Origin of the sequence: Olsenella profusa F0195 (assembly GCF_000468755.1) — a bacterium.
In the GTDB taxonomy this organism is placed as follows: Bacteria; Actinomycetota; Coriobacteriia; order Coriobacteriales; family Atopobiaceae; genus Olsenella_F; species Olsenella_F profusa.
Genome location: NZ_AWEZ01000030.1, coordinates 19,891 through 44,174, shown reverse-complemented (window position 1 = coordinate 44,174; position 24,284 = coordinate 19,891). Strand labels below are relative to the sequence as shown.

Below are 24,284 nucleotides of genomic sequence, written 5' to 3'. Positions count from 1 at the left end.
GAAGTGCGCTCATGGCAGCAGGTGCTGCCGACAGCCCCCTGGATCAGCTCGGCGGTGCGATGGACGAGCTGCTCGACAGCTTCAGCACCCATGTGCTCCAGGGCAACACCAACTTCGGCTTCACCAACTACATCTTCTGGATGCTGGTTGCCCTCACGCTCATGCTCGTCACCATCTTCGTGTTTCGTGCCAAGCAGAGGAGGAGCCTGGTTCCGCAGGGATTCTTCGTCAACGGCATGGAATGCCTCTTCGAGTTCATCCGTGATGACATGTGCAGGTCCATCCTGGGAGACACCTGGAAGAGGCACTACTCCTTCCTGGCGGCGCTCTTCCTCTTCATCGTCGCCAACAGCATCGTGGGCGTCATTCCCGGCTGCCATCCCGGGACCGGTTCCATCGGCGTGACGTCCGCGCTGGCCATCTGCTCGTTCGTCTACTTCATCGCCGTGGGCATCAAACGCATGGGTGTCCTGGGGTATCTCAAGAGCCTGGCTCCCGAGGGCATCCATGGCATCGCCGCCGCCCCCCTCTGGATCATCGAGGCCTTCTCGACGTTCCTGCGCCTCATCACCCTCGCCGTCCGACTCTTCTGCAACATGTTCGCCGGACACGTGGTCATGGGCGCCTTCGCCATCCTGGCGTCGCTCTTCTTCCAGCCCCTGCTGCAGCAGGTCTCCGTCATTGCCCTTGGCAATGCCGCGGCCTCCGTCTTCTGGATCCTGCTGCTCATCATCATCTACATGGTGGAGATCCTCGTGGGCGTCATTCAGGCATACGTCTTCACGCTGCTCTCGTCCGTCTACATCCAATTGGTCGAGAATGAGAGCGAGCCCGAGGAAGAGAAGGCTGTAGGCAAGTAGCATCTCATGTTTGGTGAACCGCGGGCATCCACGTCCGCAGTCGATGTGGTCACAAGGTCGCCTCAGCGAGGCGCGTGATGAAGGAGGAATCGTGGGAGTCATCGGATATGGTCTTGGTGTTATTGGTGCCGGCATCGGCATCGGTCTTTCTGCCTATGGCGCAACGACCGCAATGGCCCGTCAGCCCGAGATGCAAGGCCGTCTGTTCACTACCTTCATTCTTGGCTCCGCGTTCGTCGAGGCCCTGGCCCTTATCGGATTCGTCGTTTCGCTGATCGTCCATTAGGGCAGGCACTCGACGGAAACTGTGGGTTGGAGGATTTGATGGACAGGAACATGAAGGGGTTGGGGCGCGTGGGGGCGGCGGCGCTCGCATCCGCCGCGATGGCGATGCAGTTCCCCACAGTGGCGCTCGCGGATTCTCCGAGTGGCACCGATCTGCTGCTACCCAAGCCCGCCGAGTTCGTTCCCGCGCTCATCGCCTTTCTCGTCATCTGGGCGGTTCTGGCCAAGTTCGCACTGCCCTCCATCGTCGAGATGATGGAGAAGCGCCAGCAGAAGATCCAGAACGACCTTGATGAGGCCCAGCAGGCCAAGGTCAAGGCGGTCGAGGAGCAGAAGGAGTACGAGGCGCGGATCGCCGAGGCCCATAGGCAGGCGGAGCGGATCATTGCCGACGCCAAGCGCGAGGCCGAGGAGGAGCGCTCCCGTGTGCTGGCAAAGGCGCAACGGGACGCAGCCGGGGTCATCGCCAAGGCACATGGCGCCGTAAGCTCCGAGCGCAAGAAGGCCATGATCGAGCTCTCGGGCCAGGTGGTCAACCTGTCCGTGGAGATTGCCAGCAAGATCATCGGCAACGACCTCAGCGAGGACGAGCAGCGCAGGCTCGCAGAGCGCTATCTCGCGGAAGTGAGCACACGAGATGACAGGTAACCGTAGCGACAATGGCAAGGTGGAGGCATATGCCCGCGCCCTCATCGAAGCGGGGCGCGGGGAGGACAGGGCCAACGCCGACCTCAGGCAGTGGGAGCATGCAAGCAAGTTCTCGCCGGAGGTCCTCGAGACCCTTGCCACCATGCGCGCAAGCGGAGACGACGCCCTCATCAGGGCCGTCTCCCGCCGCTACAAGGAGATACTCGACAGCGAGGACGAGACCGTCTCGGTGAGCGTCACCACGTCGGTCCCCATGGACGATGCCCTGCGCCAGAAGGCCATCGAAAAGACCAGCAGGGAGCTCGGGGCACCCGTCTACCTCATCGAGCATGTCGACCCCTCCATCCTCGGGGGCATTGTCATCGAGGCCCGCGGCAAGCGCCACGACGCATCCATCCGTGCGCAGCTTGCGCATATCCGCAAGCAGCTCGCCTCGACCTTCATCGGAAGTGATGAGCAGTGACAGAAGAGACTATCAGCTCGGCAAGGATCATGAGCACGCTCCAGCGGGAGCTTGCGAGCATTCGCTCCACCGTCGACCGTCAGGAGGCCTCGGTGGTCACCGAGGTGGGTGACGGCATCGCGCACATCAGTGGCCTCAAGAGCGCCATGGCGGGCGAGCTTTTGGAGTTCACCAGCTCCAGCACGGGCAACAGCGTGTATGGCCTCGCCCAGAACCTCGACGTGGACGAGGTCGGTGCCGTGCTCTTTGGCGAGGTCGACTCGATCCGCGAGGGTGACGAGTGCCGCACCACCGGTCGCGTCATGGACATCCCGGTCGGCCGTGCCATGCTCGGACGCGTGGTGAACCCCCTCGGCCAGCCCATCGACGGCCTTGGTGCCATCGATGTGGACGGGCGCCGCCCCATCGAGTTCAAGGCGCCGGGCATCATGGAGCGTCAGCCCGTGTGCGAGCCCGTCCAGACGGGGCTCATGTCCATCGATGCCATGGTGCCCATCGGCCGTGGCCAGCGCGAGCTCATCATCGGCGATCGCAAGACGGGCAAGACGGCCATCGCCATCGACGCCATCGTCAACCAGCGCGATACCGACATGCTCTGCATCTACGTCGCCATCGGCCAGAAGGCCTCGACGGTCGCGGCCATCAGGGAGACCCTGGCCCGTCAGGACGTCCTGGACAAGACCATCATCGTTGCCGCGACGGCGGCCGACTCCGCACCGTTGCAGTACATCGCTCCCATGGCCGGCGCGGCCATCGGCGAGTACTTCATGTACAACGACGAGAACGGCCATCCTGCGGACGAGGCGCATCGTGGCGGTCACGTGCTGGTGGTCTACGACGACCTCTCCAAGCAGGCCGTCGCCTATCGTCAGATGTCACTGACGCTGCACCGCCCACCCGGGCGCGAGGCCTATCCCGGCGACATCTTCTACCTGCACTCTCGTCTGCTCGAGCGCGCCTGCAAGATGTCCGACGAGAACGGCGGCGGCTCGCTGACGGCCCTCCCGATCATCGAGACCCAGGAGGGCGATGTCTCGGCGTACATCCCCACCAACGTGATCTCCATCACCGACGGCCAGATCTACCTGCAGTCCAACCTCTTCTTCCAGGGGCAGAGGCCAGCCGTCGACGTGGGCATCTCGGTGTCGCGCGTCGGTGGTGCCGCGCAGCTTCCCGCCATGAAGCAGGTCGCCGGCACGCTGCGCCTCGACCTCGCCTCCTATCGCGAGAAGCAGGCGTTCGCACAGTTCGGCTCCGACCTCGATGCCACCACGCAGTACCAGCTCAACCATGGTGCGCACATGATGGAGATGCTCAAGCAGGGTCGATACGCCGCGCTTGACGCCGCCGACCAGGCCATCGCCATCTACGCCGCCAAGGGCGACTTCCTCGATGACATCGACCTCGACCACGTCACGCTCTTCCGCGATAACCTGGCCAAGTACATGGCCGATAACCATCCGGGCGTGCGCAACCTGGTCATGGGGGGCAAGATCACGGACGAGCTGGGTGAGCGCATCAACCATCACGTCGCCTCCTTCAAGAAGGCCTTCCTGCAGGAGCATCCCAACCGGTCGACGGTTGCCGAAGCCGCCGCGACACCCGACAGCCTGGCGGCGGGCACAGACGCAAAGGGCCAGGAGTAGCGCCCGATGGCTAACCTTCGCGAAATACAGAGGCGCATGGGCTCCATCACGAGCACGATGCAGATCACCCGCACCATGCAGATGATCTCCACGGCGCGCATCCAGAAGGCGCTGGTCCGTGCGGAGGATGCCGCCCCCTACAAGGATGCCATCACCAACATGCTGGCGAACGTGGCGGCTGCGGGGTTCGACAGCTCGCAGCCTCTCCTGCGCACGCACGCCCAGGAGAGGCACGTGCTCTTCATCCTCGTGGCGTCAGACCGTGGGTTGGCCGGTGGGTTCAACATCCTCCAGCAGCGTGCGGTCGAGCGCGAGATGCGTGCCCTTGCCGCCAGGGGCGTCGCCTCCTCCATCATCACCTGCGGGCGCAAGCCTACGGAGTACTTCGCCTACCGCAAGATCAAGCCCGTCCTCTCCTTCGAGGGCAGCTCCTCGGAGCCCACGCGAGACCAGGCGGCACGCATCGCCTCCTACGCGATGGACGGCTATGCCGCGGGCACCATCGACCGCGTGATGCTGCTGTACTGGCATGCCAAGAACCGCGTCGACCAGACGCAGGTCACCGAGCAGATCCTCCCCATCACCAAGGAACGCCTGCTCATGCCCAACCGTCCGCGCACGCCCGAGGCGATGGGCGAGGTGGGCAGGCACGCCTACACCGACTACGCCTTCGAGCCGTCGGCACACGAGGTGCTGGGATACCTCATGCCCGCCTACTTCAGGACGGTCATCTACCATGCGCTGCTCGACTCCGCCGCCGCAGAGCACGGGGCCCGACGCAGGGCCATGCAATCGGCGACGGACAACGCCAAGGAGGTGCTCTCGACCTTGGGTCGCACGTACAACCGCGAGCGCCAGGGCGCCATCACCACGGAGCTCAACGAGATCATCGGCGGCGCTTCCGCATTGGAGGACAACTAATGCCACAGACCATGGAAGAACAGCGCACCGCACTCGAGGAGGCGGCCTACAACCACCTCAACCACAGCGTGGGCAAGGGCAGGATCATCCGCATCGTGGGGCCCGTCGTCGACGTCAAGTTCGACTACGATGTGCCCGCCATCTATACGGCGCTCGTTGTCGACGACGACACGCCCGGCGGAAGGGCTCATGCCGTGCTCGAGGTCGAGTCGCAGCTTCCTGATGGCGTCGTGCGCACGGTCGCCATGTCATCCACGGACGGCCTGCAGCGGGGCCTCAGGGTGCGCGATACCGGCCGCCCCATGATGATGCCCGTCGGCCCCTCCACGCTCGGCCGCGTGTGGAACGTCATGGGCGAGCCCGTGGACGGGGGGAAGGTGCCGGACGACGTGCAGCACTATCCCATCCACCATCCCGCGCCGGCATTCGAGGACCTCACCACCACGACCGAGATCTTCGAGACCGGCATCAAGGCCATCGACCTGCTTGAGCCCTACGTTCGCGGGGGCAAGACGGGCCTCTTCGGGGGCGCCGGCGTCGGTAAGACGGTGCTCATTCAGGAGCTCATCAACAACCTCGCCCAAGAGCATGGCGGCACCTCGGTGTTCACCGGCGTCGGCGAGCGTACGCGTGAGGGCACTGACCTCTACCTCGAGATGACCGAGTCCGGGGTCATCAACAAGACCTGTCTGGTCTACGGCCAGATGAACGAGCCGCCCGGGGCACGTCTGCGCGTGGGCCTCGCGGGCCTCACCACGGCCGAGTTCTTCCGCGACCAGGGGCAGGACGTGCTGCTCTTCATCGACAACATCTTCCGCTTCTCCCAGGCGGGCTCCGAGGTCTCCGCCCTCTTGGGCCGCATGCCCTCTGCCGTGGGCTACCAGCCGACGCTGGCCACCGAGATGGGAGACCTCCAGGAGCGCATCACCTCCACCAAGGAGGGGTCGATCACCTCGGTGCAGGCCGTCTACGTCCCCGCCGACGACCTCACCGACCCCGCTCCCGCCACCACGTTCACACACCTCGACGCGCAGACGGTGCTGTCCCGCTCGATTACCGAGCTGGGCATCTATCCCGCGGTCGACCCACTGGCAAGCTCCAGCTCCGCCCTCGACCCCCTGGTCGTCGGCGAGGAGCACTACCGCGTGGCCATGGCCGTGCAGCAGACGCTCCAGGAGTACTCCGACCTTCAGGACATCATCTCCATCCTGGGCATGGACGAGCTCTCCGAGGAGCAGCAGCTCGTTGTCGCTCGCGCCCGCAAGATCCAGCAGTTCCTCTCGCAGTCGTTCCACGTGGCCGAGAAGTTCACGGGCAACCCCGGCGTGTACTGCTCCGTCGAGGAGACCGTCCGCTCCTTTGCCGCCATCATCGACGGCAAGTGCGATGACATCCCCGAACAGGCCTTCCGCTATGCCGGCACCATCGAGGACGTGCGCGAGCGCGCCCGCAGGATGGCCTCGGACGACAGCGGCGAGAAGTAGGGCGACGGCATGGCGGAGCTTACCTGTCAGTTCGTGCGCCCGGATCGGCTTCTCTTCGAGGGGCCCGTCCAGAGCCTGGTGCTGGTCACGGCCTCCGGCGAGCTGGGTGTGTGGCCCGGCCATGCGGCCGAGATCTGCGCGCTGGGCGATGGCGTCGTGCGTCTCAACCTGCGCGAGGAGGACGGTGGCGGCACCACCCACATCATCATCTCGGGCGGCTATGCCGAGATAGGCGGCGAGGAGGTCATCATCCTGGCCGACCATGCCCGGCGCTCCGATGACATCGAGCCCGACGTGGTGCGCGACACGCGCGAGGCCGCATTTGACGCGCGCGACGCCCTTCCCGAGCGTGACAGCCGCCGCGCGTATTACGATGAGAAGATCAAGTGGTGTAACCTGCTGCTGAAGCATGCGCAGGACACGGCGGTGACGCCTGACGCCTAGGGCGCCATGGGCTGGAGGACGGATGGAAGTCATTAGGGTCGAAGGTGGCCACCCCCTTGGGGGAGAGGTGATGGTGGAGGGCGCCAAGAACTCGGCGCTCAAGCTCATGGCGGCCACGCTCATGGCCCCGGGCGTCTCCACCCTCACCAACGTGCCTGACATCGCCGATGTCCATGTCATGGGCAAGGTGCTCACCTACATGGGCGCCTCCATCGAGGTGCTGGGCAAGCACGAGCTGCGGATCGACACCTCGGACGTCACGAGATGGGAGGCCCCCTATCACCTCGTGGCGCAGATGCGCGCCTCGACGGCGGTGCTCGGGCCGCTGCTCTCCCGCTTCGGCAAGGCCATCGTCGCCATGCCGGGCGGCTGCAACATCGGTGCCCGCAAGATAGACATGCACATCCTCGGCCTTGAGGCCCTAGGCGTCTCCTTCGGCATCGATCATGGCAACATCTATGCGACCACGCCCCAGGGGCTCACGGGTGCGACCGTCACGCTGGACTTCGCGAGCGTGGGAGCCACGGAGAACCTCATGATGGCCTCCGTGCACGCCAGGGGCGTCACCACCATCGACAACGCCGCCCGCGAGCCCGAGATCGTGGATCTCGCCAACCTCCTCAACGAGATGGGCGCCAAGGTGCGCGGGGCGGGCTCCCCCGTCATCGAGATCGAGGGCGTGGGAGCGCTCCATCCCGTGGAGCATCGAGTGGTGGGCGACCGCATCGAGGCCGGCACCTTCCTCGCCATGGGTGCCCTCGTCGGAGGGCCGATCACGATCCGCGGCTTCAAGCCCATCCACCTGGGGCTCGTCCTCAAGAAGTACGAGCTCATGGGCCTTTCCATCGACCGCCAGGACGATGGCTGCGTCGTGAGCCGCACGAGGCCCATTCACTCCGTCGACATCCAGACGCTGCCCTTCCCGGGCTTTCCCACCGACATGCAGGCGCAGACCATGTGCCTGCTCGCCCAGGGTGATGACTCCTGCGTCATCACCGAGAACGTCTTTGAGAATCGCTTCATGTTTGCCAGCGAGCTCTCGCGCATGGGCGCCAACGTCCGCATCGAGGGCCACCATGCCATCGTGCATGGCGTGCCACGCTTCTCTGGCGCGGAGGTCAAGTCGCCCGACCTGCGTGGTGGAGCGGCCCTGGTGATGGCGGGGCTGGTGGCGGATGGCTACACGACCGTCTCCGACATCTACCACATCGACCGTGGCTACGAGGGCTTTGTGGGCAAGCTCCAGTCGCTGGGCGCGCACGTCGAGCGGCTCACCGTCCCCGACGTCGAGGACGAGGCATAGCCGCTCTCGCAGGGATGAGTCGGCCCCGTCGGTTCGCGCATCCGTCGAATCGGGTATATCTAGGCCAACGAGCGTTCTGCAGTCGACCCCAGCGGAGGAACCATGCCACAGGCAACCGAAGGCGTTCGCCATGATCTCACCATGGCCAACGAGGACTATCTCGAGTCAATCTACCGCATCACGCTTGAGACGGAAGACCCCGCCGGCATCCGCTCCGTGGACGTCGCCGACCAGCTCCAGGTCTCCAAGGCCAGCGTCAACAAGGCCATCTCGACGCTCAAGGACGGCGGCTACGTGGAGCAGAACCGCTATGGCCGCGTGATGCTCACGCCCGCGGGCCGCGAGTACGCCGCGCATGTCTGGCGCTGCCACCGCATGCTGCGCACCTTCCTCAACAGGGACCTTGGCGTGGACTATGATACCGCCGACGCCGAGGCGTGCCTCATGGAGCATGCCCTCTCGTATGACACGCAGCGCAGGTGGCTGACGTACCTGGAGGGGCAGGGCATCACCATAGACGACTAGGCCGCGCCGCTCTCCGTACCGTCCCGTTCGGGAGAGTCGGTTGGCGTGACGCATGCCAGACGGGTATGCTGAAGGCCCTGGCGCATGCCTGTGCGTTGGCAACGCGTGACACGAAAGGACAACCCATGAAGGCAGTCATTCCCGCAGCTGGCCTTGGGACGCGATTCCTCCCTGCCACCAAGGTGACCCCCAAGGAGCTTCTTCCCATCCTCAGCAAGCCCGTCATCCAGTATGTGGTGGAAGAGGCCCTCGAGCCCGATGGGGTCGACGGGGTCGTCATCGTCAACTCGCGCGAGAAGCCGCAGATAGAGTCATACTTTCGTGTGGATGGTGGCTACGAGGACATGCTGCGCAACCGGGGCAAGGACGCCGAGGCGGACGCCATACACGATGCCGGCTCGCTCCCGGTGAGCTTCGTCTACCAGGATCAGCCCAAGGGCCTGGGGCATGCCGTGCTCTGCGCCGCGGGCGAGACGGGGGATGACCCCTTCTTCGTGCTTCTGGGGGACTACTTCGTGCCCGATCGCCAGATGTGCGTCAACATGAAGCGCGTCTCCGACGCGCATGGGGGCGCCTCCGTCATCGCGGTCGCCCCCGTTCCCGCCGACCAGGTGAGCCGCTATGGCATCATCGCCGGCACCCGTGTGGAGTCCCTGCCCGATGCGCACCCCGAGGACGACGAGCGGGAGGGTGCCGTCTGGAAGGTCTCGGGCCTGGTCGAGAAGCCCGCACCACGGGACGCGCCCAGCCACCTCTTCATCGTCGGCCGCTACCTGCTCTCGCCCCGCGTCATGGAGCTTCTCGAAACCCAGGGCGTTGGTGCCGGTGGGGAGATTCAGCTCACCGATGCCATGGAGCGCCTGCTTGAGGAGGAGGACATGTATGCCCTGGTCGTCGATCCCGACGAGGGCTGCGACACGGGTACGCCCGCTGCCTGGGCTGCCGTGAATGCCCGACTCGCCCTTGCCGGTGACGCGTCGCGCGCACCCTTCAGGGAGGCGCTGGGTTCCTGCGCCTCCCAGCTGTGTGGGTAGGCGTCTCGCCCCATGAGCTTCATCACCTTTGACACCAGCGGGTGGCATGCCCGGTTTGATGACGGCTTCGACGAGGCTAACGTCTCCTCCATCGCGGCGGCCCTCGCGCGCACCTGGCGTGAGGGGGCTCCGGGCGCGAGCGTCGTCGTGGGATATGACGGCAGGCACCAGGGGCGTCCGTTCGCGGAGCTGGTCGCCTCCATCCTTGCGGGGGAGGGTGTTGGCGCCCAGCTGTCCCAGGCCCCCTGCCCCCTGCCCGCCCTCTCATGGGCGATAGCACACGATGAGGCGCTTGCGGGTGGCGTGCTGGTGGGCACCGCCGACGCCCCCTGCGAGCACAGCGCGATCCATGTGCTCGGGCCCGACGGATCCACCGTCTCCACCGGCTTCGCCGAGCAGGTCGACCGCCTGGCCGGCATAGCCGAGCCGATGACGTTGGGCGCGTATGGCCTGCGCGACGTCACCACGCCCTATCAGGATGCCTTGACGGCGGAGTTCGTGCCCGACGCGGGATACGCTGGGCTCACCGTCGTCGTTGACCCCCTGCACGGCGTGGGCGGGCCCGCACTTGTGGGTGCCCTCGGTCATCTGGGCGTGCGCGTGCGCTCCCTGCACATGGAGGTGCGCGAGGACTTTGGTGGCCTGCACCCCGTGGCGGCCGATCCCTGGGCCGATGGGTGCGAGGAGCTGGTGCGGCAGAGCCATGCCGACATGGGCATCGTGCTCGACAGCGTTGCCATGAGGTCGGCCGTCGTCGACGAGTTGGGTCATCTCATCTCGCCCCAGCGCATGGTCCCCCTGGTCATCTCGCATCTGGTGCGCAACCGTTGCCAGCGCGGGCGCGTCGTCACCACCATGTCCAGCTCGTGCTCCGTGCGCCTCATGGCGCAGCGCCTCGGCCTGCCGTTCACGCCCGTCCCCGTCGGCTTCTCGCGCATGCATGCGGAGATGGCCGATGGCGACGTGATGCTTGCCGGCGAGGAGTATGGTGGCGTCAGCATCCCACGCCACCTCACCGAACGCGATGGCATATACGGCGCCCTGCTGCTCGTGGAGCTGGTACGCCAGTCGGGAAGGCCCCTCAGTCGGCTTGCCAGGGAGCTGGACGACCTCATCGGCCACAGGGACTATGGACGTCGTGACATCAGGCTCGAGGTTGCCAAGGTGCAGGCCTTCGCGAACGTGCTGCAGGGTGTCAACCCTCGTGAGCTGTGCGGCAGGCAGGTCGTCAGGACCTCCCATGCCGAGGGTCTGAAGGTGGACTTCGAGGACGACTCCTGGCTCATGCTGCGCCCCTCACGGGAGCAGCCACTCATGCGCATCTACGCCGAGGCCCCCACCACGCGCGAGCGCGATGAGCTCATGGACGAGGCCTCTGCCATCATCCGTGGTGGCTACAAGGCATACCTACAACAGTAGGCTGCGACCTGCCTGTCGAACGGCCTAGGGAGTAGGCCAACGGAAGGAGTTGTGTCCGTCTTATGGAGGGGTTGGGTGACCCTTGAGCGGGGTGGGCGGAAGCGTATTATTTCTTTTCGCGCCGCACGGGAGCAGTGGGCGAACGGCGGCGCGGCGAACCTTGAAAACCGGATACCGCGATCGAAAGATCGACAAGAGACAGCAGAGCGAAGTTCGAATTTTACGAGTACGTCAATTCGATGCCAAGCGAATCCAGATCAGCGAGATCCTAAGACGGATGACAGACCGCAAAGGGAAATGGAGTCGGGGCAACCCGATTCGACCTTTTGAACGGAGAGTTCGATCCTGGCTCAGGATGAACGCTGGCGGCGCGCCTAACACATGCAAGTCGAACGGTTAAAGCATCTTCGGATGTGCATAAAGTGGCGAACGGCTGAGTAACACGTGGGCAACCTGCCCCTCGCATCGGGACAGCCTCGGGAAACCGTGGTTAATACCGGATACTCCGCCACCCCCGCATGGGGGAGGCGGGAAAGCCCAGACGGCGAGGGATGGGCCCGCGGCCTGTTAGCTTGTTGGTGGGGCAGTGGCCCACCAAGGCGATGATGGGTAGCCGGGTTGAGAGACCGACCGGCCAGATTGGGACTGAGACACGGCCCAGACTCCTACGGGAGGCAGCAGTGGGGAATCTTGCACAATGGGCGAAAGCCTGATGCAGCGACGCCGCGTGCGGGACGAAGGCCTTCGGGTCGTAAACCGCTTTCAGCAGGGACGAGGCCGCAAGGTGACGGTACCTGCAGAAGAAGCCCCGGCTAACTACGTGCCAGCAGCCGCGGTAATACGTAGGGGGCGAGCGTTATCCGGATTCATTGGGCGTAAAGCGCGCGTAGGCGGCCTGCTAGGTCGGGAGTCAAATCCGGGGGCTCAACCCCCGTCCGCTCCCGATACCGGCTGGCTTGAGTCTGGTAGGGGAAGGTGGAATTCCCAGTGTAGCGGTGGAATGCGCAGATATTGGGAAGAACACCGGTGGCGAAGGCGGCCTTCTGGGCCACGACTGACGCTGAGGCGCGAAAGCTAGGGGAGCGAACAGGATTAGATACCCTGGTAGTCCTAGCCGTAAACGATGGACACTAGGTGTGGGCGGATTGTCCGTCCGTGCCGCAGCCAACGCATTAAGTGTCCCGCCTGGGGAGTACGGCCGCAAGGCTAAAACTCAAAGGAATTGACGGGGGCCCGCACAAGCAGCGGAGCATGTGGCTTAATTCGAAGCAACGCGAAGAACCTTACCAGGGCTTGACATCTAGGTGAAGCGGCGGAGACGCCGTGGCCGAGAGGAGCCTAGACAGGTGGTGCATGGCTGTCGTCAGCTCGTGTCGTGAGATGTTGGGTTAAGTCCCGCAACGAGCGCAACCCTCGTCGCATGTTGCCAGCGGTTCGGCCGGGCACCCATGCGAGACCGCCGGCGTCAAGCCGGAGGAAGGTGGGGACGACGTCAAGTCATCATGCCCCTTATGTCCTGGGCTGCACACGTGCTACAATGGCCGGCACAATGGGCTGCCACCGCGCGAGCGGGAGCGAATCCCCAAAGCCGGCCCCAGTTCGGACTGGAGGCTGCAACCCGCCTCCACGAAGTCGGAGTTGCTAGTAATCGCGGATCAGCACGCCGCGGTGAATGCGTTCCCGGGCCTTGTACACACCGCCCGTCACACCACCCGAGTCGTCTGCACCCGAAGTCGTCGGCCCAACCCGCAAGGGAGGGAGGCGCCGAAGGTGTGGAAGGTAAGGGGGGTGAAGTCGTAACAAGGTAGCCGTACCGGAAGGTGCGGCTGGATCACCTCCTTTCTAGGGAGATTGGCTTTCTAGAAGCGATTGTCACAACAGGCGGTCGTCCCGTCAGATTCCGCTGGTCAGTCCCTTGTCGCGCCTGGTGGCGCGCGGTGTCCGGTCTTCGGGGGTCGCCCCGCGTACCTTGAGAGCTGCATAGCGTGACTAAGACGATTTTTCTTGTCAAGAAGAAGATCGCATCTGATCGCACCAGGGGCGAGTCCCCTGGAGTGTATGTATGTACCGACCATCAGGAAGAGAAGATGGTACGTGCACACGGTGGATGCCTTGGCACAGGAAGCCGACGAAGGACGTGACAAGCTGCGATAAGCCGCGGTTAGGGGCACATGCCCGCTCGACCCGCGGATCTCCGAATGGGCGAACCCGGCGGGGGTCATACCCCGCCACCGCCGCCTGAACACATAGGGTGGCAGGAGGCAACCAGGGGAACTGAAACATCTAAGTACCCTGAGGAAGAGAAATCAAACGAGATTCCCCCAGTAGTGGCGAGCGAACGGGGAAGAGGCCAAACCGGCGCCGCTTCGGCGCGCCGGGGTTGTGGGGCCGGTCATCGTGCAGTCATAAAGCCGCGTGGGAGCGGAACGGCCTGGGAAGGCCGGCGAGACAGGGTTAGAGCCCCGTACGCGAACCCGCGTGGCCTGCCGACCGGATCCCGAGTACTGCCGGACACGTGAAACCCGGTGGGAAGCAGGGGGGACCACCCTCCAAGCCTAAATACTCTCCTGTGACCGATAGTGAACCAGTACCGTGAGGGAAAGGTGAAAAGCACCCCGGGAGGGGAGTGAAACAGTACCTGAAACCGTGTGCACACAAGCAGTCGGAGCGCCCGTTCGGGCGTGACGGCGTGCCTTTTGTAGAATGAGCCAGCGAGTTACGATCTGCGGCGAGGTCAAGCTAGGAAGCGAGCCGCAGCGAGAGCGAGTCTGAACAGGGCGTTCAGTCGCGGGTCGTAGACGCGAAGCCAGGTGAGCTATCCATGGGCAGGCTGAAACGGGGGTAAGACCCCGCGGAGGGCCGAACCCACCTAGGTTGAAAACTGGGGGGATGACCTGTGGATAGGAGTGAAAGGCCTATCAAACCTGGAGATATCTCGTTCTCCCCGAAATAGCTTTAGGGCTAGCCCCGGGCGTTTACCTTGGGAGGTAGAGCACTGAATGGATGCGGGGGCCTCATCGCCTACCAAGTCCAATCAAACTCCGAATGCCCAAGGTCCAGAGCCCGGGAGTCAGAACATGTGGGCTAAGCCGTGTGTTCGAGAGGGAAACAGCCCAGACCGCCCGCTAAGGTCCCGAAGTCCATGCCGAGTGGCAAAGGATGTGCGTTTGCCTAGACAACCAGGATGTTGGCTTAGAAGCAGCCATTCATTCAAAGAGTGCGTAACAGCTCACTGGTCGAGTGGACATGCGCCGACAATATACGGGGCTAAGCATGGCACCGAAGCGGCGGACCGGACGCAGTCCGGTGGTAGGGGAGCGTTCCGTTTGCGGCGAAGCCGGCAGGTGACTGCCGGTGGAGCGGACGGAAGTGAGAATGCTGGCATGAGTAACGAGAGCGGCGTGGAAAACGCCGCCGCCGTAAACCCAAGGTTTCCTGGGCAAGGCTAATCCTCCCAGGGTCAGTCGGGGGCTAAGGCGAGGCCGGAAGGCGTAGCCGATGCACAGCAGGTGGACATTCCTGCACCTCCGAAGCGGCGCTTGACCGATGGGGTGACGGAGAAGGGTAGCTCGGCGGGGTTCTGGACGTCCCCGTGAGGCCACGTAGGCTGGGAGGTTGTGAAATGCGCCTCCCACGACGGCTGAGGTGGCTGACGAAGCGACTGAGTGAAGCGAGTGAGCCCATGCTCCCGAGAAAAACCCCTAGGGAGTCGCAAGGAGCCCGTACCGCAAACCGACACAGGTGGGTGGGTAGAACATACCAAGGCGATCGGGAGAACTATGGTTAAGGAACTCGGCAAAACCACCCCGTAACTTCGGGAGAAGGGGTGCCGTCGCCGGTGGGGGGACTTGCTCCCTGAGCTGGAGGCGGCCACAGTGAAGAGGTCCAAACGACTGTTTATCAAAAACACAGGACTCTGCTGAAGTCGTAAGACGACGTATAGGGTCTGACGCCTGCCCGGTGCCGGAAGGTCACGAGGAGCCGTCAGCCGCAAGGCGAAGCGGCGAATCCAAGCCCCGGTAAACGGCGGCCGTAACTATAACGGTCCTAAGGTAGCGAAATTCCTTGTCGGGTAAGTTCCGACCTGCACGAAAGGCGTAACGATTTGGACGCTGTCTCAACCATAGACCCGGTGAAATTGCACTAGTCGTGAAGATGCGACTTACCCGCGGAAGGACGGGAAGACCCCGTGAACCTTTACTGCAGCTAGACATTGGCTGCCGGTTCGTCGTGTAGAGGATAGGTGGGAGACGCAGAACCAGGGACGCCAGTCCTTGGGGAGTCGCCCTTGGAATACCACCCTCGACGCTCTGGCATCCTAACCCCGCGCCGTGATCCGGGCGGGGGACCGTGTCTGGTGGGTAGTTTGACTGGGGCGGTCGCCTCCTAAAGAGTAACGGAGGCGCACGTAAGGTCTGCTCAGGACGGTCGGCAACCGTCCCCTTGAGTGCAAGAGCACAAGCAGGCTTGACTGCGAGGCCCACAAGCCGAGCAGGTGGGAAACCAGGTTCTAGTGATCCGGCGGCCCAGAGTGGAATGGCCGTCGCTCAACGGATAAAAGGTACTCCGGGGATAACAGGCTGATCTTCCCCAAGAGTCCACATCGACGGGAAGGTTTGGCACCTCGATGTCGGCTCATCGCATCCTGGGGCTGGAGCAGGTCCCAAGGGTATGGCCGTTCGCCATTTAAAGCGGTACGCGAGCTGGGTTCAGAACGTCGTGAGACAGTTCGGTCCCTATCCTCCGTGGGCGTAGGAAAACTGAGGGAGGCTGCCCCTAGTACGAGAGGACCGGGGTGGACGGACCTCCGGTGCACGGGTTGTTCACCAAGAGCACCGCCCGGTAGCTGAGTCCGGTTGGGATAAGCGCTGAAGGCATCTAAGCGCGAAGCCCGTCCCGAGATGAGTTTTCCCTTCGGTAAGGCCCCTCGTAGACCACGAGGTGATAGGCCGCAGGTGTAAGCCCCGCGAGGGGTTCAGCCGAGCGGTACTAATCGGCCGAGCTCTTCCCTTCACTCAGGTGATCGGATCGATGCGATCCCCCCGTCTGGGGGTCGTCCGAAGTCGCGCTGTGCGGCCCTGAGGGCACGCCCCAGGCGTCCTCGGTTGACAGTGGAATGTCCCTCGTTGGTCGGCGACCATGGCAGGGGAGGCACACCCGGCCCCATACCGAACCCGGAAGTTAAGCCCCCGAGCGCCGATGGTACTGCGGAGTCAGTCCGTGGGAGAGCAGGACGCCGCCGACCAACGAGCGGCATTTCGTGGGGGAGCCCCCGGCGTACGCGTCGGGGGCTCCCTGCATTTGGGGGGGATTCATATGGCCAGGCTATCCGATAGGGTGGACGCCGAGGCGAGCGGGCGCTCCGGCGCCCCTGGCGCGCATCCCGAGTTCGACCGTCTCGTACGCACGATCTGGCGCCTGCGCCAGCCGGACGGCTGCCCGTGGGACAAGGCGCAGACGCACCACTCCATCACCAGGAACATGATCGAGGAGGCCTATGAGGCCGTTGACGCCATCGAGGCCGACGACGTCGATCATGTGCGCGAGGAGCTGGGCGATGTCCTGGAGCAGGTGCTCCTCCATGCGCAGATCGCATCCGACGCAGGCGAGTTCACGCTCGATGACCTGTGCCACGACCTCAACGAGAAGCTCGTGCGCCGCCACCCCCATGTGTTTGGCGACGCCGCCGCATACGGGGCCACCGACACCGCCGGCCAGGTGCTCGACATCTGGGACGGCGTCAAGCGCAAGGAGCGCCTTGGGAAGGCCGATGAGGGTGGCGATGGGCCTGGCCTGATGGACAGCGTGCCGCGCTCGTTGCCGGCACTCATGCAGGCCCAGAAGCTGTCGAGGCGCGCGGCCAAGGCTGGCTTCGAGTGGGAGACGGTCGCGGACGTGTGGGACAAGGTCGCCGAGGAGCGTTCCGAGTTCGAGGCCGAGGAGCCTGGCTCTGCGGTGGCCACCCTGGAGTTTGGGGACCTGCTCTTTGCGCTGGTCAATGTGGCGCGCCACGAGGGGATCGATGCCGAGGGGGCCCTGGCCGCCTCCAACCGCAAGTTCCGCCGGCGCTGGGCGTCGATGGAGGCGGCGGCACGCCGACGCGGCGTGAGGCTGGAGGACCTCTCCACCGCGCAGCTCGACGACCTCTGGGACGAGGCCAAGCACGGGGAATAGAGGCCGGGCCCATGCCCGGGGCGTGCGGAGTTGTTGTCCTCATCAGCCGTGGGCGCGACATCGATGCCGCGCCTTTGGTATAACTAGCCTAACGCACTCGTGCCAACCAAAGATGAGATGACACCCGGCATGACTTTCCCAGACCAGCGACAGGATGCCCCCGCCTCGGCGGCAAAGGTGCGCGCGCATGGCACCAGGCGTCACGATGCCGGCGCGGCGCGACCCAGGGAGGCTGGGAGGCCCCTCACCATCCACGGGGAGCCGCCCGAGCGCGAGGGCCGTCGTGCCCAGAGGCCGGTTCCCCGTCGTCACCATGCCAAGGATGGCGCGTCGGCTGCAAGGCGGTCCGCGCCCAAGGAGCCGGAGGGCCAAGGGCGCGGCAGGGGCCGGCGGGGACGAGGCCGCTCGACCGATCGGCGGGATGTGGGTCGCGACGCTCGCGTCGCACCCGGCCGCATGCGTCGCACCATCGCGAGCCCCCAGGATGCCATCGAGGCGGTGCGCGACTGGGTGGCGGTGCACCGGGTTGCCCTGGGTGCGCTCACGGCGCTCGTCGTGGTCGTGGTGGCGCTCTTTGGGCCCGTCAAGAACTACTACGTCGCCGTGCGCACCGGCCAGGTGCTGCAGCAGCGTTATGACGAGGTGAGCGCCCAGAACGTGGCGCTGCGCCAGGATGACGACCGCCTGCAGTCCCAGGAGGGCATCGAGGACGAGGCGCGCAAGCGCGGGTACGTGGGCAAGGGCGAGACGCCCGTGAAGGTCGAGGGGGAACAGGACGGTTCGCGGCAGGACGATCCCACCACACCCGAGACATATCCCGACCAGCGCGCATGGTACATCCGCGTGCTTGACGCCCTCTTTGGGTACGACCCCAAGACCACGTGGGACGGATAGCCATGGGCCCCGTGGCCTGCATAGACGTCGGTACGGTGACGGTGCGTCTTGCCGTGGCGGACGTCGACGTCCCCTCGTCGAAGGTGACGCGCATGCTCAAGCGGTCGACGATCTGCAACATGGGCGAGGGGCTCTCGGCCACCGGACGCATCGGCGACGCGGCGCGGGGTCGCGTCGTCGGCTGCGTCGATGCCTACCTGCAGATCGCCCGCTCCGTTGGTGCGGCCACCTGCTGCTGCACGCTGACGTCCGCCGCGCGTGACGCCACCAACTCGGACGTGCTCGTCGGTGACCTCGAGCGGCGGGGCCTGCACCCGCAGGTGATAGCCGGGGAGGTCGAGGGGTCGCTCACCTTCCTGGGCGTGGCACAGGACTTCGTGGGCGAGCGCCTGCTCGTTGCCGACAACGGAGGGGGATCCACCGAGCTGGCCGTGGGCGCGCTGCGGGGGCAGGGAGGGGGCGCCGGCGCGCAGCCCGCCCCGGCCCCCCCTGCTCGACCTCGAGTGCGTGCGCTCGACGGACGTGGGCTGTCGGCGCATGACGGAGCGCTTCCTCTCTGCGGGAGACCCTCCCACCGAGGCCGACATCGCCGCCGCACGCGCCTTTGCCGACGGGCTCCTCGCACCCGTGCTCGCCGAGGAGCGCATCGCGGAACAGCCGCCCGAGCGCCTGGTGGTGACGGGCGGCACGGCCACAAGCCTCGTTGCCATACACAAGCGGCTCGATCCCTATGACCCGGCGCAGGTGCATCGTGCGACGCTGTCGCGTGCGGACGTGGACGCGCTCACGGGCCTCCTGTCCTCCCGTACGGTCGAGGAGCGTGCCCAGCTCAAGGGGCTGCAGCCCCAGCGCGCACCGCTGATCCTTGCCGGGGCCATCGCCATCTCGGAGCTCATGCTCCTCTCTGGCGCCTCCGCCTACACCGCAAGCGAGAGCGACCTCCTGTTCGGCCTTGCCGTCTGCGCCGCACGGACGACGGCGGGCCTGCCCTGCCCCATCGCGTGGACGCCTCTGCCTGCCGACCTGAGATAGGGATGGGCGCGTGCGCGCCGCACGTGGTAAGCTCGTGCTGGCGTGCGAGGGGGCGTGGCGGAACTGGCATACGCAGGAGACTTAAAATCTCTCGCCGAAAGGATTGTGGGTTCGAGTCCCACCGCCCCTACCAGCACAAAAAGGCCCAAGCCCTACGGCCTGGGCCGCGCCACGCACCGGTGCCCCCAACGAGACTCGAACTCGTGTCGTCGCCTTGAAAGGGCGATGTCCTAACCGCTAGACGATGGGGACGCGGGAGCAAGTATACCAGACGCCTCCCCAGGGGGCGCCAGGGTGCGGGGTGTGTCCCCAGGCTATGTGATTTCCCTCCACATGCGCGCCGCGCGTGCGCACACGCGCCATCACGGCTAACATGTACTCGTTCTGTATAGGGGATCTATCCATGATATGGATAGGGCAGAGGGATGGGTGGGCCATGACGGGTGACAGAGCGCGCTTTCCTACGCCAGAGACCCTGGATGCCACGCGCGGCCAGGTGGACGAGCTTGGCCAGAGCGGCCCGCTCCACGCCCGCCTCGCATCGCTGTTGCGCCAGAAGATCGTGGACCGCGAATGGCCCAGCGGCATGGCGCTGCCCTCCGAGGCCGAGCTCATGGAGCAGTTCTGCATGAGCCGGGGCACGGTGCGCCGCGCGCTCTCCAGCCTCGTGCAGGATGGCTACATCGTCACCCGCAAGGGGAGCGGCAGCTTCGTGGCCGAGGGTGGGCTGCCGCGGCCCGCCACGCGCCGTCCCCTCTCGTTTGCGGCGCTCTTTCGCGAGCGCGGGCTGCGCTTCACCACGCGCGTGCTCTCCCAGAGCGTGATGGGCGCCCCCCGTAACGTGGCCATCCACCTGGGCGTGGGTGAGGGCAGCCCCGTGCTGTTCCTGCGACGCATCCGCAGCGTGGGCGCCCGCCCGCTCGTCTGCCAGGAGAGCTGGGAGAGCCTGAGGCCCTGTCCCGGCCTCGAGCGGGCGGACTTCACGGAGGAGTCGCTCTTCGATGCCGTCGAGCGCACCTCGGGCCGCCACATCGGCAGCTCGGTCGTGCACTACTCCTCCCAGCGGGTGGGCCGGGCGCATGCCCCCCTCCTGGCCAGCGAGCCGGAGAGCTCCACGCTCGTGCTGGAGCAGGACATCTGCCTGACGGACGGCACGCCCATCGAGTGGAGCGTGACGTGGATGAGGCCGGGCACCCCCGTCGTGGGCGTCTCGGTGGAGGGTCCCGTGCGGGAGGCCGCGCCGTCGGTGGGAGCCGACGGCGCGGAGGGGGGTGCGGGCGCCGCGGCGCTGCGGCGCGAGCTCGACCTTCGGGCGCTGGAGATTCGCCGTGGCGTGCTCGAGATCGCGCACCGGTATCCCCACATGCCCTTCCACCTGGGCGGCGCGCTCTCCATGGCCGAGGTGGTCGCGGTGCTGCTGGGGCACGTGATGCATACGGGCGCCGACGGCACCCCCTGGGAGCGGCGCGACCGGCTGGTGGTCTCCAAGGCGCATGCATCCGTGGCGCTCTACCCGGCGCTCCTGCGGGCCGGCATCATCTCCCAGGATGACCTCGATCGCGGCCTCTTCGGCCCGGATGCGGTGCTCTTCAAGCACCCGCACCGTGACCCCGGCCGCGGCATAGAGCTCTCGGGCGGCAGCCTGGGCATGGGACTGGGCTATGCCTGCGGGCTGGCGCTCGCGCTGCGCCGCCGCCAGCTGCCCGCGCGCGTGTTCTGCATCGTGGGCGACGGGGAGTGCGACGAGGGCTCCGTGTGGGAGTCGGCCGCGTTCGCGGGCCACCAGCGGCTCTCCAACCTCACGGTGGTCGTGGACGCCAACGGCATGCAGCTGGATGGCCCCACGGCGCAGGTGCTGGACAATGGCCCCCTGCGCCGCAAGTTCGAGGCGTTTGGCTTTGCCGTTGCCGAGACGGACGGCCACGACGTGCTGGCGCTCGCGCGCGCACTTGCCGCCCCGCACGAGGGACCGCTCGCCGTGGTGGCGCGCACGGTCAAGGGCAGGGGGCTCTCGCGGGCCGAGAACAATGTGGCCTGGCATGACATAGCCCTCGCGCAGGACGACTACGAGCGTGCCCGGGTGGAGCTTGGCCAGCGCGAGGAGGCGATCAGGCATGGGTGAGCATGCGTCCTTGGCGGACGCCCACAGCCACAAGCTGGCCTTTGGGCGGGTGATGGGCGAGCTCGCCCAGGCGCGCCGCGACCTCGCCGTGGTGGTCTCCGACTATGGGCGGCGCCTGGGGCTGGAGCGCTTCCGCGAGCTCTGCCCCGAGGGCTACGTGCAGTGCGGCATTGCCGAGCAGAACCAGGTGGAGGTCGCGTCGGCCTTGGCCAACGAGGGCTTCGCGACCTTTGCCCCCACCTATGCCACGTTCATCACCGCCCGCGTGCTCGACCAGGTGCGCGTCAACCTGGGCATCATGGGCTCCCCCGTGGTGCTGGTGGGCGTGGGCTGCGGCTGTGAGGCCGGCCCGCTGGGCCCTAGCCACATGGCCATCGAGGACCTGGGCTGCATGCGCCAGATTCCGGGCATGACGGTGGCGAGCCCCGTGGACGTGGAGGGGTTCATGGACGTCCTGCGTGAGCTGGCTGCGCATCCCCGTCCCGCCTACGTGCGCATGAACGACGATGCGGGCCTGCGCCTGTCGGCGGGCAAAGACCCGCTCTTCCCCCGGTGGCTGCGGCGGGGGGACGGGCGCGTCGCCCTGGTCACCTGCGGGACGATCGCCGCCAACGCGCTGGGTGCGGCCGACGTGCTGGCGGCGCACGGCGTAGGGGCCGACGTTCTGGCCATGCCCTGCCTCAAGCCGTGGGACCAGGACGTCGTGCGGGGGCTTTCCGGCTACGAGCTGGTGGTCACGGTCGAGGAGCACGCCGCCATCGGAGGGCTGGGATCGGCCGTCGCGGAGACGCTGGCGGAGCTGGGCGCAGGTCCACGCCTGCTGCGCCTGGGCACGCCCGACCGCTACCTCGAGGCGGACGTGCGTGCGCGTCTCCTTGCGCGCATGGGCCTCGATGCCGCGGGCATTGCGCGTGCCGTGGAGGGGGCCCTCGGACGCTAGCCCCCTGCGTCAGAAGTCGAGGCCGGACCGCTCGGCAAAGCGCAGGGCGGAGGCCCTCATGTCCTTTTGGCCCTCGACCCACAGGGGGAGGTCCGGCACGTCCACGATGACGGGATCGGCCTCGTGGACGGCGAGCGTCGCCTCCTCGAAGCTGTAGGGCGCGACGGTCGGTCGGTCGGGCAGGTACGAGTCCACGAAGACCGGCCGCAACAGCGCATAGACGCCGCCCTCGCACAGGCCGTCAAAGCCGCGGAGCGCGCGCAGGGCGGCACCGCGGCGGTTGGTCTTGAAGAGCACGATGATGCGGGCCAGGCTCTGCCAGGCATCCCCACGCCTGCCCATGCGGGCGTCCAGCTCGTCGAGGCCCTGCTCGTCCTCCAGGCGGGCATAGCTGAGCATCCCGGTGTGGCGGGCCCCCAGCACGTCGGATGGCGCGAGGTCCAAGAGCTCCAGCGACTTTGCCTGCGCCAGCTTGAAGCGGGCGGAGTCCAGGTAGGTGCGGGCGATGGCGTCCTTCACGCGCAGCAGGGGATGGGCGAACACGTCGGCCCAGAGGTCGCGCCGCAGGCCGGTCGTGGCATCGTCGGCCAGGGCCTCCGTCTCCCCGCGTGCGTCAAGGGCCGCCTGCGCGTCCCCTTCCAGGGGCAGCAGCAGCTCGAGCAGGTCGTCAGGGTCGGGGTCGGCGGCGATGGCCGAGCAGAGCGCGGCGTCGGTGCAGGTGGGGTCCACGTCCAGCGCGTGCGCGCAGGCCACGCGCATCAGCTCGAGGCGCCGGGAGCGCTCGAGGGCAAACTCGTCGTCGTCGCGCAGGTCGTCCTTGTCTCGCGACGCACCAAAGCGCTCGAGCGCATCCACGAGCATGCCCATGGCCTCGTCCTCGGGGCCCTGGGCAAACTGGGCGGGATTGGCGCGCACGGCTATCAGCAGCTCCGCGAAGCCCGCGTCGGAGAGACCGCGCTGGGCACGCTCGCGCAGGGCGATGCGTCGTATGTGCTCCTCGCGGGCGTCCATCGGGGCATCAGGCGTTGGGCGTGCCATAGCGGTCGCCGTTGGGGTGCTGCGACCGGGCAAGCTCGAGGGCCGTGCGCTCGGCGGGCGTCATGCGCGGCTCCATCCGTCCCATGACCCATGAGCCAAAGGCACCGCGCGCCCGCGCGTCGCGACCCTCCTGCAGGAGCACCGTTGCCTCCGACACGGCAAGGATGAGCTCGTCCTCGGAGAAGGGCGCCACGGCCAGTCGCGCGAACACGCCGTCGGGCAGCTCGCGTTGCGCGCAGAGCGTGACGGCCGCATGGGGGTAGGCCTTCGCCAGCAGGTCGAGCTGGTGATCCGCCTCATCGAGCTGGAGCCGCTTGTAGGCGAGGGCGCAGCGCGTGATGGCGAGCCATGCGTCTGCGGGGGTGGCGCCGCGGACGGCCGTGCGGCCCGTCGTGCGTGCGAGGGCCTCCAGGCCCGCGGCGTCCTCGAGCTTGGCAAACGCCAGGTATGCCGTGAAGCGGGCGTCCGCCTGATCGGTGGGATCCAGCTCGAGCGCACGCCGGGCGTGGGAGATGGCATCGTGGTTGTGCCCGCACACCACCGCACGCGAGGCCAGGGACGCCAGCCAGCGCAGATAGGGGTAGAGCGCGATCTGCGCCGCGAGCGCCGAGCGCTCCTCGCCGGGGATGGAGCGTGCCTTGTGCCGCCTGCGCTCGCACCGCTCGCGCACGCCCTCGGCCTCGGATGCGAGGTAGTCGTAGTAGCCCTCGAAGTTGGGGATGCCGGCCGCCATCTTCATGCGCAGGGCATCGGGATTCTGTGGGTCGAGCTTGAGCGCCTCGTCCAGCATGGCATGCCCCTGTGCGATGAGCCGCTCGGCGTGCTCGTCGTCGGTAAAGGGCAGCTCGTAGTCTATGAGCGTCGTCGCCTTTGCCACCAGGTGGAAGGCACGGTCCTCATCCGTCTGGGGCAGGCCGTCGCGGTTTTGCGCGAAGCGCCTGCCGAAGGCGGCAAACGAGCGCGCCGCCTGGGCGGGGCTCTCGCCGTCGAGTGCGCGGGCAAAGCGCAGGCCCATGCGCTGGTAGTCCTCTCGGTGCGGATCGAACGCCATG

Annotated in this window: 19 protein-coding genes, 2 tRNA genes, 3 rRNA genes and 1 pseudogene; 22 read left to right on the top strand and 3 right to left on the bottom strand. The window is 66.4% G+C overall.

The features are described from left to right. The first annotated feature begins 11 nt into the window (after window positions 1–11). The 20 genes and pseudogenes from atpB (at window position 12) to HMPREF1316_RS03990 (ending at window position 19,265) form a co-directional block, all read left to right on the top strand. Window positions 12–860, top strand: a complete 849-nt coding sequence (atpB, locus tag HMPREF1316_RS04080) for a F0F1 ATP synthase subunit A (RefSeq protein WP_040651331.1) — start codon at window positions 12–14, stop codon at window positions 858–860. A gap of 91 nt (window positions 861–951) precedes the next feature. Beyond that, complete coding sequence (gene atpE, locus HMPREF1316_RS04075) at window positions 952–1,146, top strand: ATP synthase F0 subunit C (protein ID WP_021725660.1); 195 nt, start codon at window positions 952–954, stop codon at window positions 1,144–1,146. 38 nt (window positions 1,147–1,184) lie between these two features. After that, window positions 1,185–1,793, top strand: a complete 609-nt coding sequence (gene atpF / locus HMPREF1316_RS04070) for a F0F1 ATP synthase subunit B (RefSeq protein WP_021725652.1) — start codon at window positions 1,185–1,187, stop codon at window positions 1,791–1,793. Further along, window positions 1,783–2,256 carry a F0F1 ATP synthase subunit delta gene (locus HMPREF1316_RS04065; protein ID WP_021725659.1) on the top strand — a complete coding sequence of 158 codons (474 nt, stop codon included), beginning with the start codon at window positions 1,783–1,785 and terminating at the stop codon, window positions 2,254–2,256. Before atpF ends, HMPREF1316_RS04065 begins: the two co-directional genes overlap by 11 nt. Window positions 2,257–2,285: 29 nt before the next feature. Then, window positions 2,286–3,902: a F0F1 ATP synthase subunit alpha gene (gene atpA / locus HMPREF1316_RS04060; RefSeq protein ID WP_051332912.1), complete on the top strand. Its 1,617-nt coding sequence runs from the start codon at window positions 2,286–2,288 to the stop codon at window positions 3,900–3,902. A gap of 6 nt (window positions 3,903–3,908) precedes the next feature. Continuing rightward, a complete protein-coding gene (atpG, locus tag HMPREF1316_RS04055; RefSeq protein WP_021725664.1) occupies window positions 3,909–4,823 on the top strand; it encodes an ATP synthase F1 subunit gamma in 915 nt (304 codons plus the stop codon). Then, window positions 4,823–6,307, top strand: a complete 1,485-nt coding sequence (gene atpD / locus HMPREF1316_RS04050; RefSeq protein WP_021725635.1) for a F0F1 ATP synthase subunit beta — start codon at window positions 4,823–4,825, stop codon at window positions 6,305–6,307. Before atpG ends, atpD begins: the two co-directional genes overlap by 1 nt. Window positions 6,308–6,316: 9 nt before the next feature. Then, on the top strand, window positions 6,317–6,751 hold the full coding sequence (gene atpC / locus HMPREF1316_RS04045) for an ATP synthase F1 subunit epsilon (RefSeq protein WP_021725650.1): 435 nt from the start codon (window positions 6,317–6,319) through the stop codon (window positions 6,749–6,751). 22 nt (window positions 6,752–6,773) lie between these two features. After that, a complete protein-coding gene (gene murA / locus HMPREF1316_RS04040) occupies window positions 6,774–8,054 on the top strand; it encodes a UDP-N-acetylglucosamine 1-carboxyvinyltransferase (protein ID WP_021725666.1) in 1,281 nt (426 codons plus the stop codon). A gap of 102 nt (window positions 8,055–8,156) precedes the next feature. Then, entirely contained in the window at window positions 8,157–8,579 is a 423-nt protein-coding gene (locus HMPREF1316_RS04035; protein WP_021725648.1) for a metal-dependent transcriptional regulator, read from the top strand. Window positions 8,580–8,704: 125 nt separating this feature from the next. Continuing rightward, entirely contained in the window at window positions 8,705–9,613 is a 909-nt protein-coding gene (locus HMPREF1316_RS04030) for a UTP--glucose-1-phosphate uridylyltransferase (RefSeq protein WP_021725642.1), read from the top strand. A gap of 12 nt (window positions 9,614–9,625) precedes the next feature. Further along, a complete protein-coding gene (locus tag HMPREF1316_RS04025; RefSeq protein ID WP_021725669.1) occupies window positions 9,626–11,032 on the top strand; it encodes a phosphohexomutase domain-containing protein in 1,407 nt (468 codons plus the stop codon). A gap of 327 nt (window positions 11,033–11,359) precedes the next feature. Continuing rightward, window positions 11,360–12,874, top strand: a 16S ribosomal RNA gene (locus HMPREF1316_RS04020). Between the two features lie 238 nt (window positions 12,875–13,112). Continuing rightward, window positions 13,113–16,045, top strand: a 23S ribosomal RNA gene (locus HMPREF1316_RS04015). 116 nt (window positions 16,046–16,161) lie between these two features. Next, window positions 16,162–16,277, top strand: a 5S ribosomal RNA gene (gene rrf / locus HMPREF1316_RS04010). Together the 16S, 23S and 5S rRNA genes form the textbook arrangement of a ribosomal RNA operon. A gap of 71 nt (window positions 16,278–16,348) precedes the next feature. Beyond that, window positions 16,349–17,206, top strand: coding sequence for a nucleoside triphosphate pyrophosphohydrolase (mazG, locus tag HMPREF1316_RS04005; protein ID WP_021725644.1), 858 nt, complete (start codon window positions 16,349–16,351; stop codon window positions 17,204–17,206). 129 nt (window positions 17,207–17,335) lie between these two features. Continuing rightward, window positions 17,336–18,100, top strand: a complete 765-nt coding sequence (locus tag HMPREF1316_RS13120; protein WP_051332911.1) for an FtsB family cell division protein — start codon at window positions 17,336–17,338, stop codon at window positions 18,098–18,100. Window positions 18,101–18,102: 2 nt separating this feature from the next. Beyond that, window positions 18,103–18,477: pseudogene (locus HMPREF1316_RS14850) on the top strand (Ppx/GppA phosphatase family protein); the annotation flags it as partial. Between the two features lie 160 nt (window positions 18,478–18,637). After that, window positions 18,638–19,132: a Ppx/GppA phosphatase family protein gene (locus HMPREF1316_RS14845; RefSeq protein ID WP_269594186.1), complete on the top strand. Its 495-nt coding sequence runs from the start codon at window positions 18,638–18,640 to the stop codon at window positions 19,130–19,132. Between the two features lie 48 nt (window positions 19,133–19,180). Next, a tRNA-Leu gene (locus HMPREF1316_RS03990) sits at window positions 19,181–19,265 on the top strand. 47 nt (window positions 19,266–19,312) lie between these two features. On the opposite strand, the gene HMPREF1316_RS03985 is transcribed toward HMPREF1316_RS03990, so the two are convergent. Continuing rightward, window positions 19,313–19,384, bottom strand: a tRNA-Glu gene (locus tag HMPREF1316_RS03985). 184 nt (window positions 19,385–19,568) lie between these two features. Between HMPREF1316_RS03985 and HMPREF1316_RS13115 the strand changes: the two genes are divergently transcribed. Then, on the top strand, window positions 19,569–21,254 hold the full coding sequence (locus HMPREF1316_RS13115) for a UTRA domain-containing protein (protein ID WP_051332910.1): 1,686 nt from the start codon (window positions 19,569–19,571) through the stop codon (window positions 21,252–21,254). Continuing rightward, entirely contained in the window at window positions 21,247–22,194 is a 948-nt protein-coding gene (locus HMPREF1316_RS03970; protein ID WP_021725633.1) for a transketolase family protein, read from the top strand. Before HMPREF1316_RS13115 ends, HMPREF1316_RS03970 begins: the two co-directional genes overlap by 8 nt. Window positions 22,195–22,203: 9 nt before the next feature. Here HMPREF1316_RS03970 and HMPREF1316_RS03965 read toward each other — a convergent pair whose 3' ends face one another. Together HMPREF1316_RS03965 and HMPREF1316_RS03960 are read right to left on the bottom strand one after the other, a co-directional pair. Continuing rightward, window positions 22,204–23,232: a hypothetical protein gene (locus HMPREF1316_RS03965; protein ID WP_232204424.1), complete on the bottom strand. Its 1,029-nt coding sequence runs from the start codon at window positions 23,230–23,232 to the stop codon at window positions 22,204–22,206. Next, entirely contained in the window at window positions 23,213–24,283 is a 1,071-nt protein-coding gene (locus HMPREF1316_RS03960) for a hypothetical protein (protein WP_021725690.1), read from the bottom strand. Before HMPREF1316_RS03960 ends, HMPREF1316_RS03965 begins: the two co-directional genes overlap by 20 nt. Window position 24,284 lies beyond the last annotated feature (1 nt).

Excerpts from the sequence above, each read along its gene's own strand:
- HMPREF1316_RS04065 (WP_021725659.1), top strand. The coding sequence starts at position 1,783 with ATGACAGGTAACCGTAGCGACAATGGCAAGGTGGAGGCATATGCCCGC.
- HMPREF1316_RS03965 (WP_232204424.1), bottom strand. The coding sequence starts at position 23,232 with ATGGCACGCCCAACGCCTGATGCCCCGATGGACGCCCGCGAGGAGCAC.
- mazG (WP_021725644.1), top strand. The coding sequence starts at position 16,349 with ATGGCCAGGCTATCCGATAGGGTGGACGCCGAGGCGAGCGGGCGCTCC.
- atpF (WP_021725652.1), top strand. The coding sequence starts at position 1,185 with ATGGACAGGAACATGAAGGGGTTGGGGCGCGTGGGGGCGGCGGCGCTC.
- atpD (WP_021725635.1), top strand. The coding sequence starts at position 4,823 with ATGCCACAGACCATGGAAGAACAGCGCACCGCACTCGAGGAGGCGGCC.
- atpB (WP_040651331.1), top strand. The coding sequence starts at position 12 with ATGGCAGCAGGTGCTGCCGACAGCCCCCTGGATCAGCTCGGCGGTGCG.
- HMPREF1316_RS13115 (WP_051332910.1), top strand. The coding sequence starts at position 19,569 with ATGACGGGTGACAGAGCGCGCTTTCCTACGCCAGAGACCCTGGATGCC.
- HMPREF1316_RS13120 (WP_051332911.1), top strand. The coding sequence starts at position 17,336 with ATGACTTTCCCAGACCAGCGACAGGATGCCCCCGCCTCGGCGGCAAAG.
- HMPREF1316_RS03970 (WP_021725633.1), top strand. The coding sequence starts at position 21,247 with ATGGGTGAGCATGCGTCCTTGGCGGACGCCCACAGCCACAAGCTGGCC.
- HMPREF1316_RS04025 (WP_021725669.1), top strand. The coding sequence starts at position 9,626 with ATGAGCTTCATCACCTTTGACACCAGCGGGTGGCATGCCCGGTTTGAT.
- HMPREF1316_RS04030 (WP_021725642.1), top strand. The coding sequence starts at position 8,705 with ATGAAGGCAGTCATTCCCGCAGCTGGCCTTGGGACGCGATTCCTCCCT.
- HMPREF1316_RS14845 (WP_269594186.1), top strand. The coding sequence starts at position 18,638 with ATGACGGAGCGCTTCCTCTCTGCGGGAGACCCTCCCACCGAGGCCGAC.
- atpG (WP_021725664.1), top strand. The coding sequence starts at position 3,909 with ATGGCTAACCTTCGCGAAATACAGAGGCGCATGGGCTCCATCACGAGC.
- atpC (WP_021725650.1), top strand. The coding sequence starts at position 6,317 with ATGGCGGAGCTTACCTGTCAGTTCGTGCGCCCGGATCGGCTTCTCTTC.
- HMPREF1316_RS04035 (WP_021725648.1), top strand. The coding sequence starts at position 8,157 with ATGCCACAGGCAACCGAAGGCGTTCGCCATGATCTCACCATGGCCAAC.
- HMPREF1316_RS03960 (WP_021725690.1), bottom strand. The coding sequence starts at position 24,283 with ATGGCGTTCGATCCGCACCGAGAGGACTACCAGCGCATGGGCCTGCGC.
- atpA (WP_051332912.1), top strand. The coding sequence starts at position 2,286 with ATGAGCACGCTCCAGCGGGAGCTTGCGAGCATTCGCTCCACCGTCGAC.
- murA (WP_021725666.1), top strand. The coding sequence starts at position 6,774 with ATGGAAGTCATTAGGGTCGAAGGTGGCCACCCCCTTGGGGGAGAGGTG.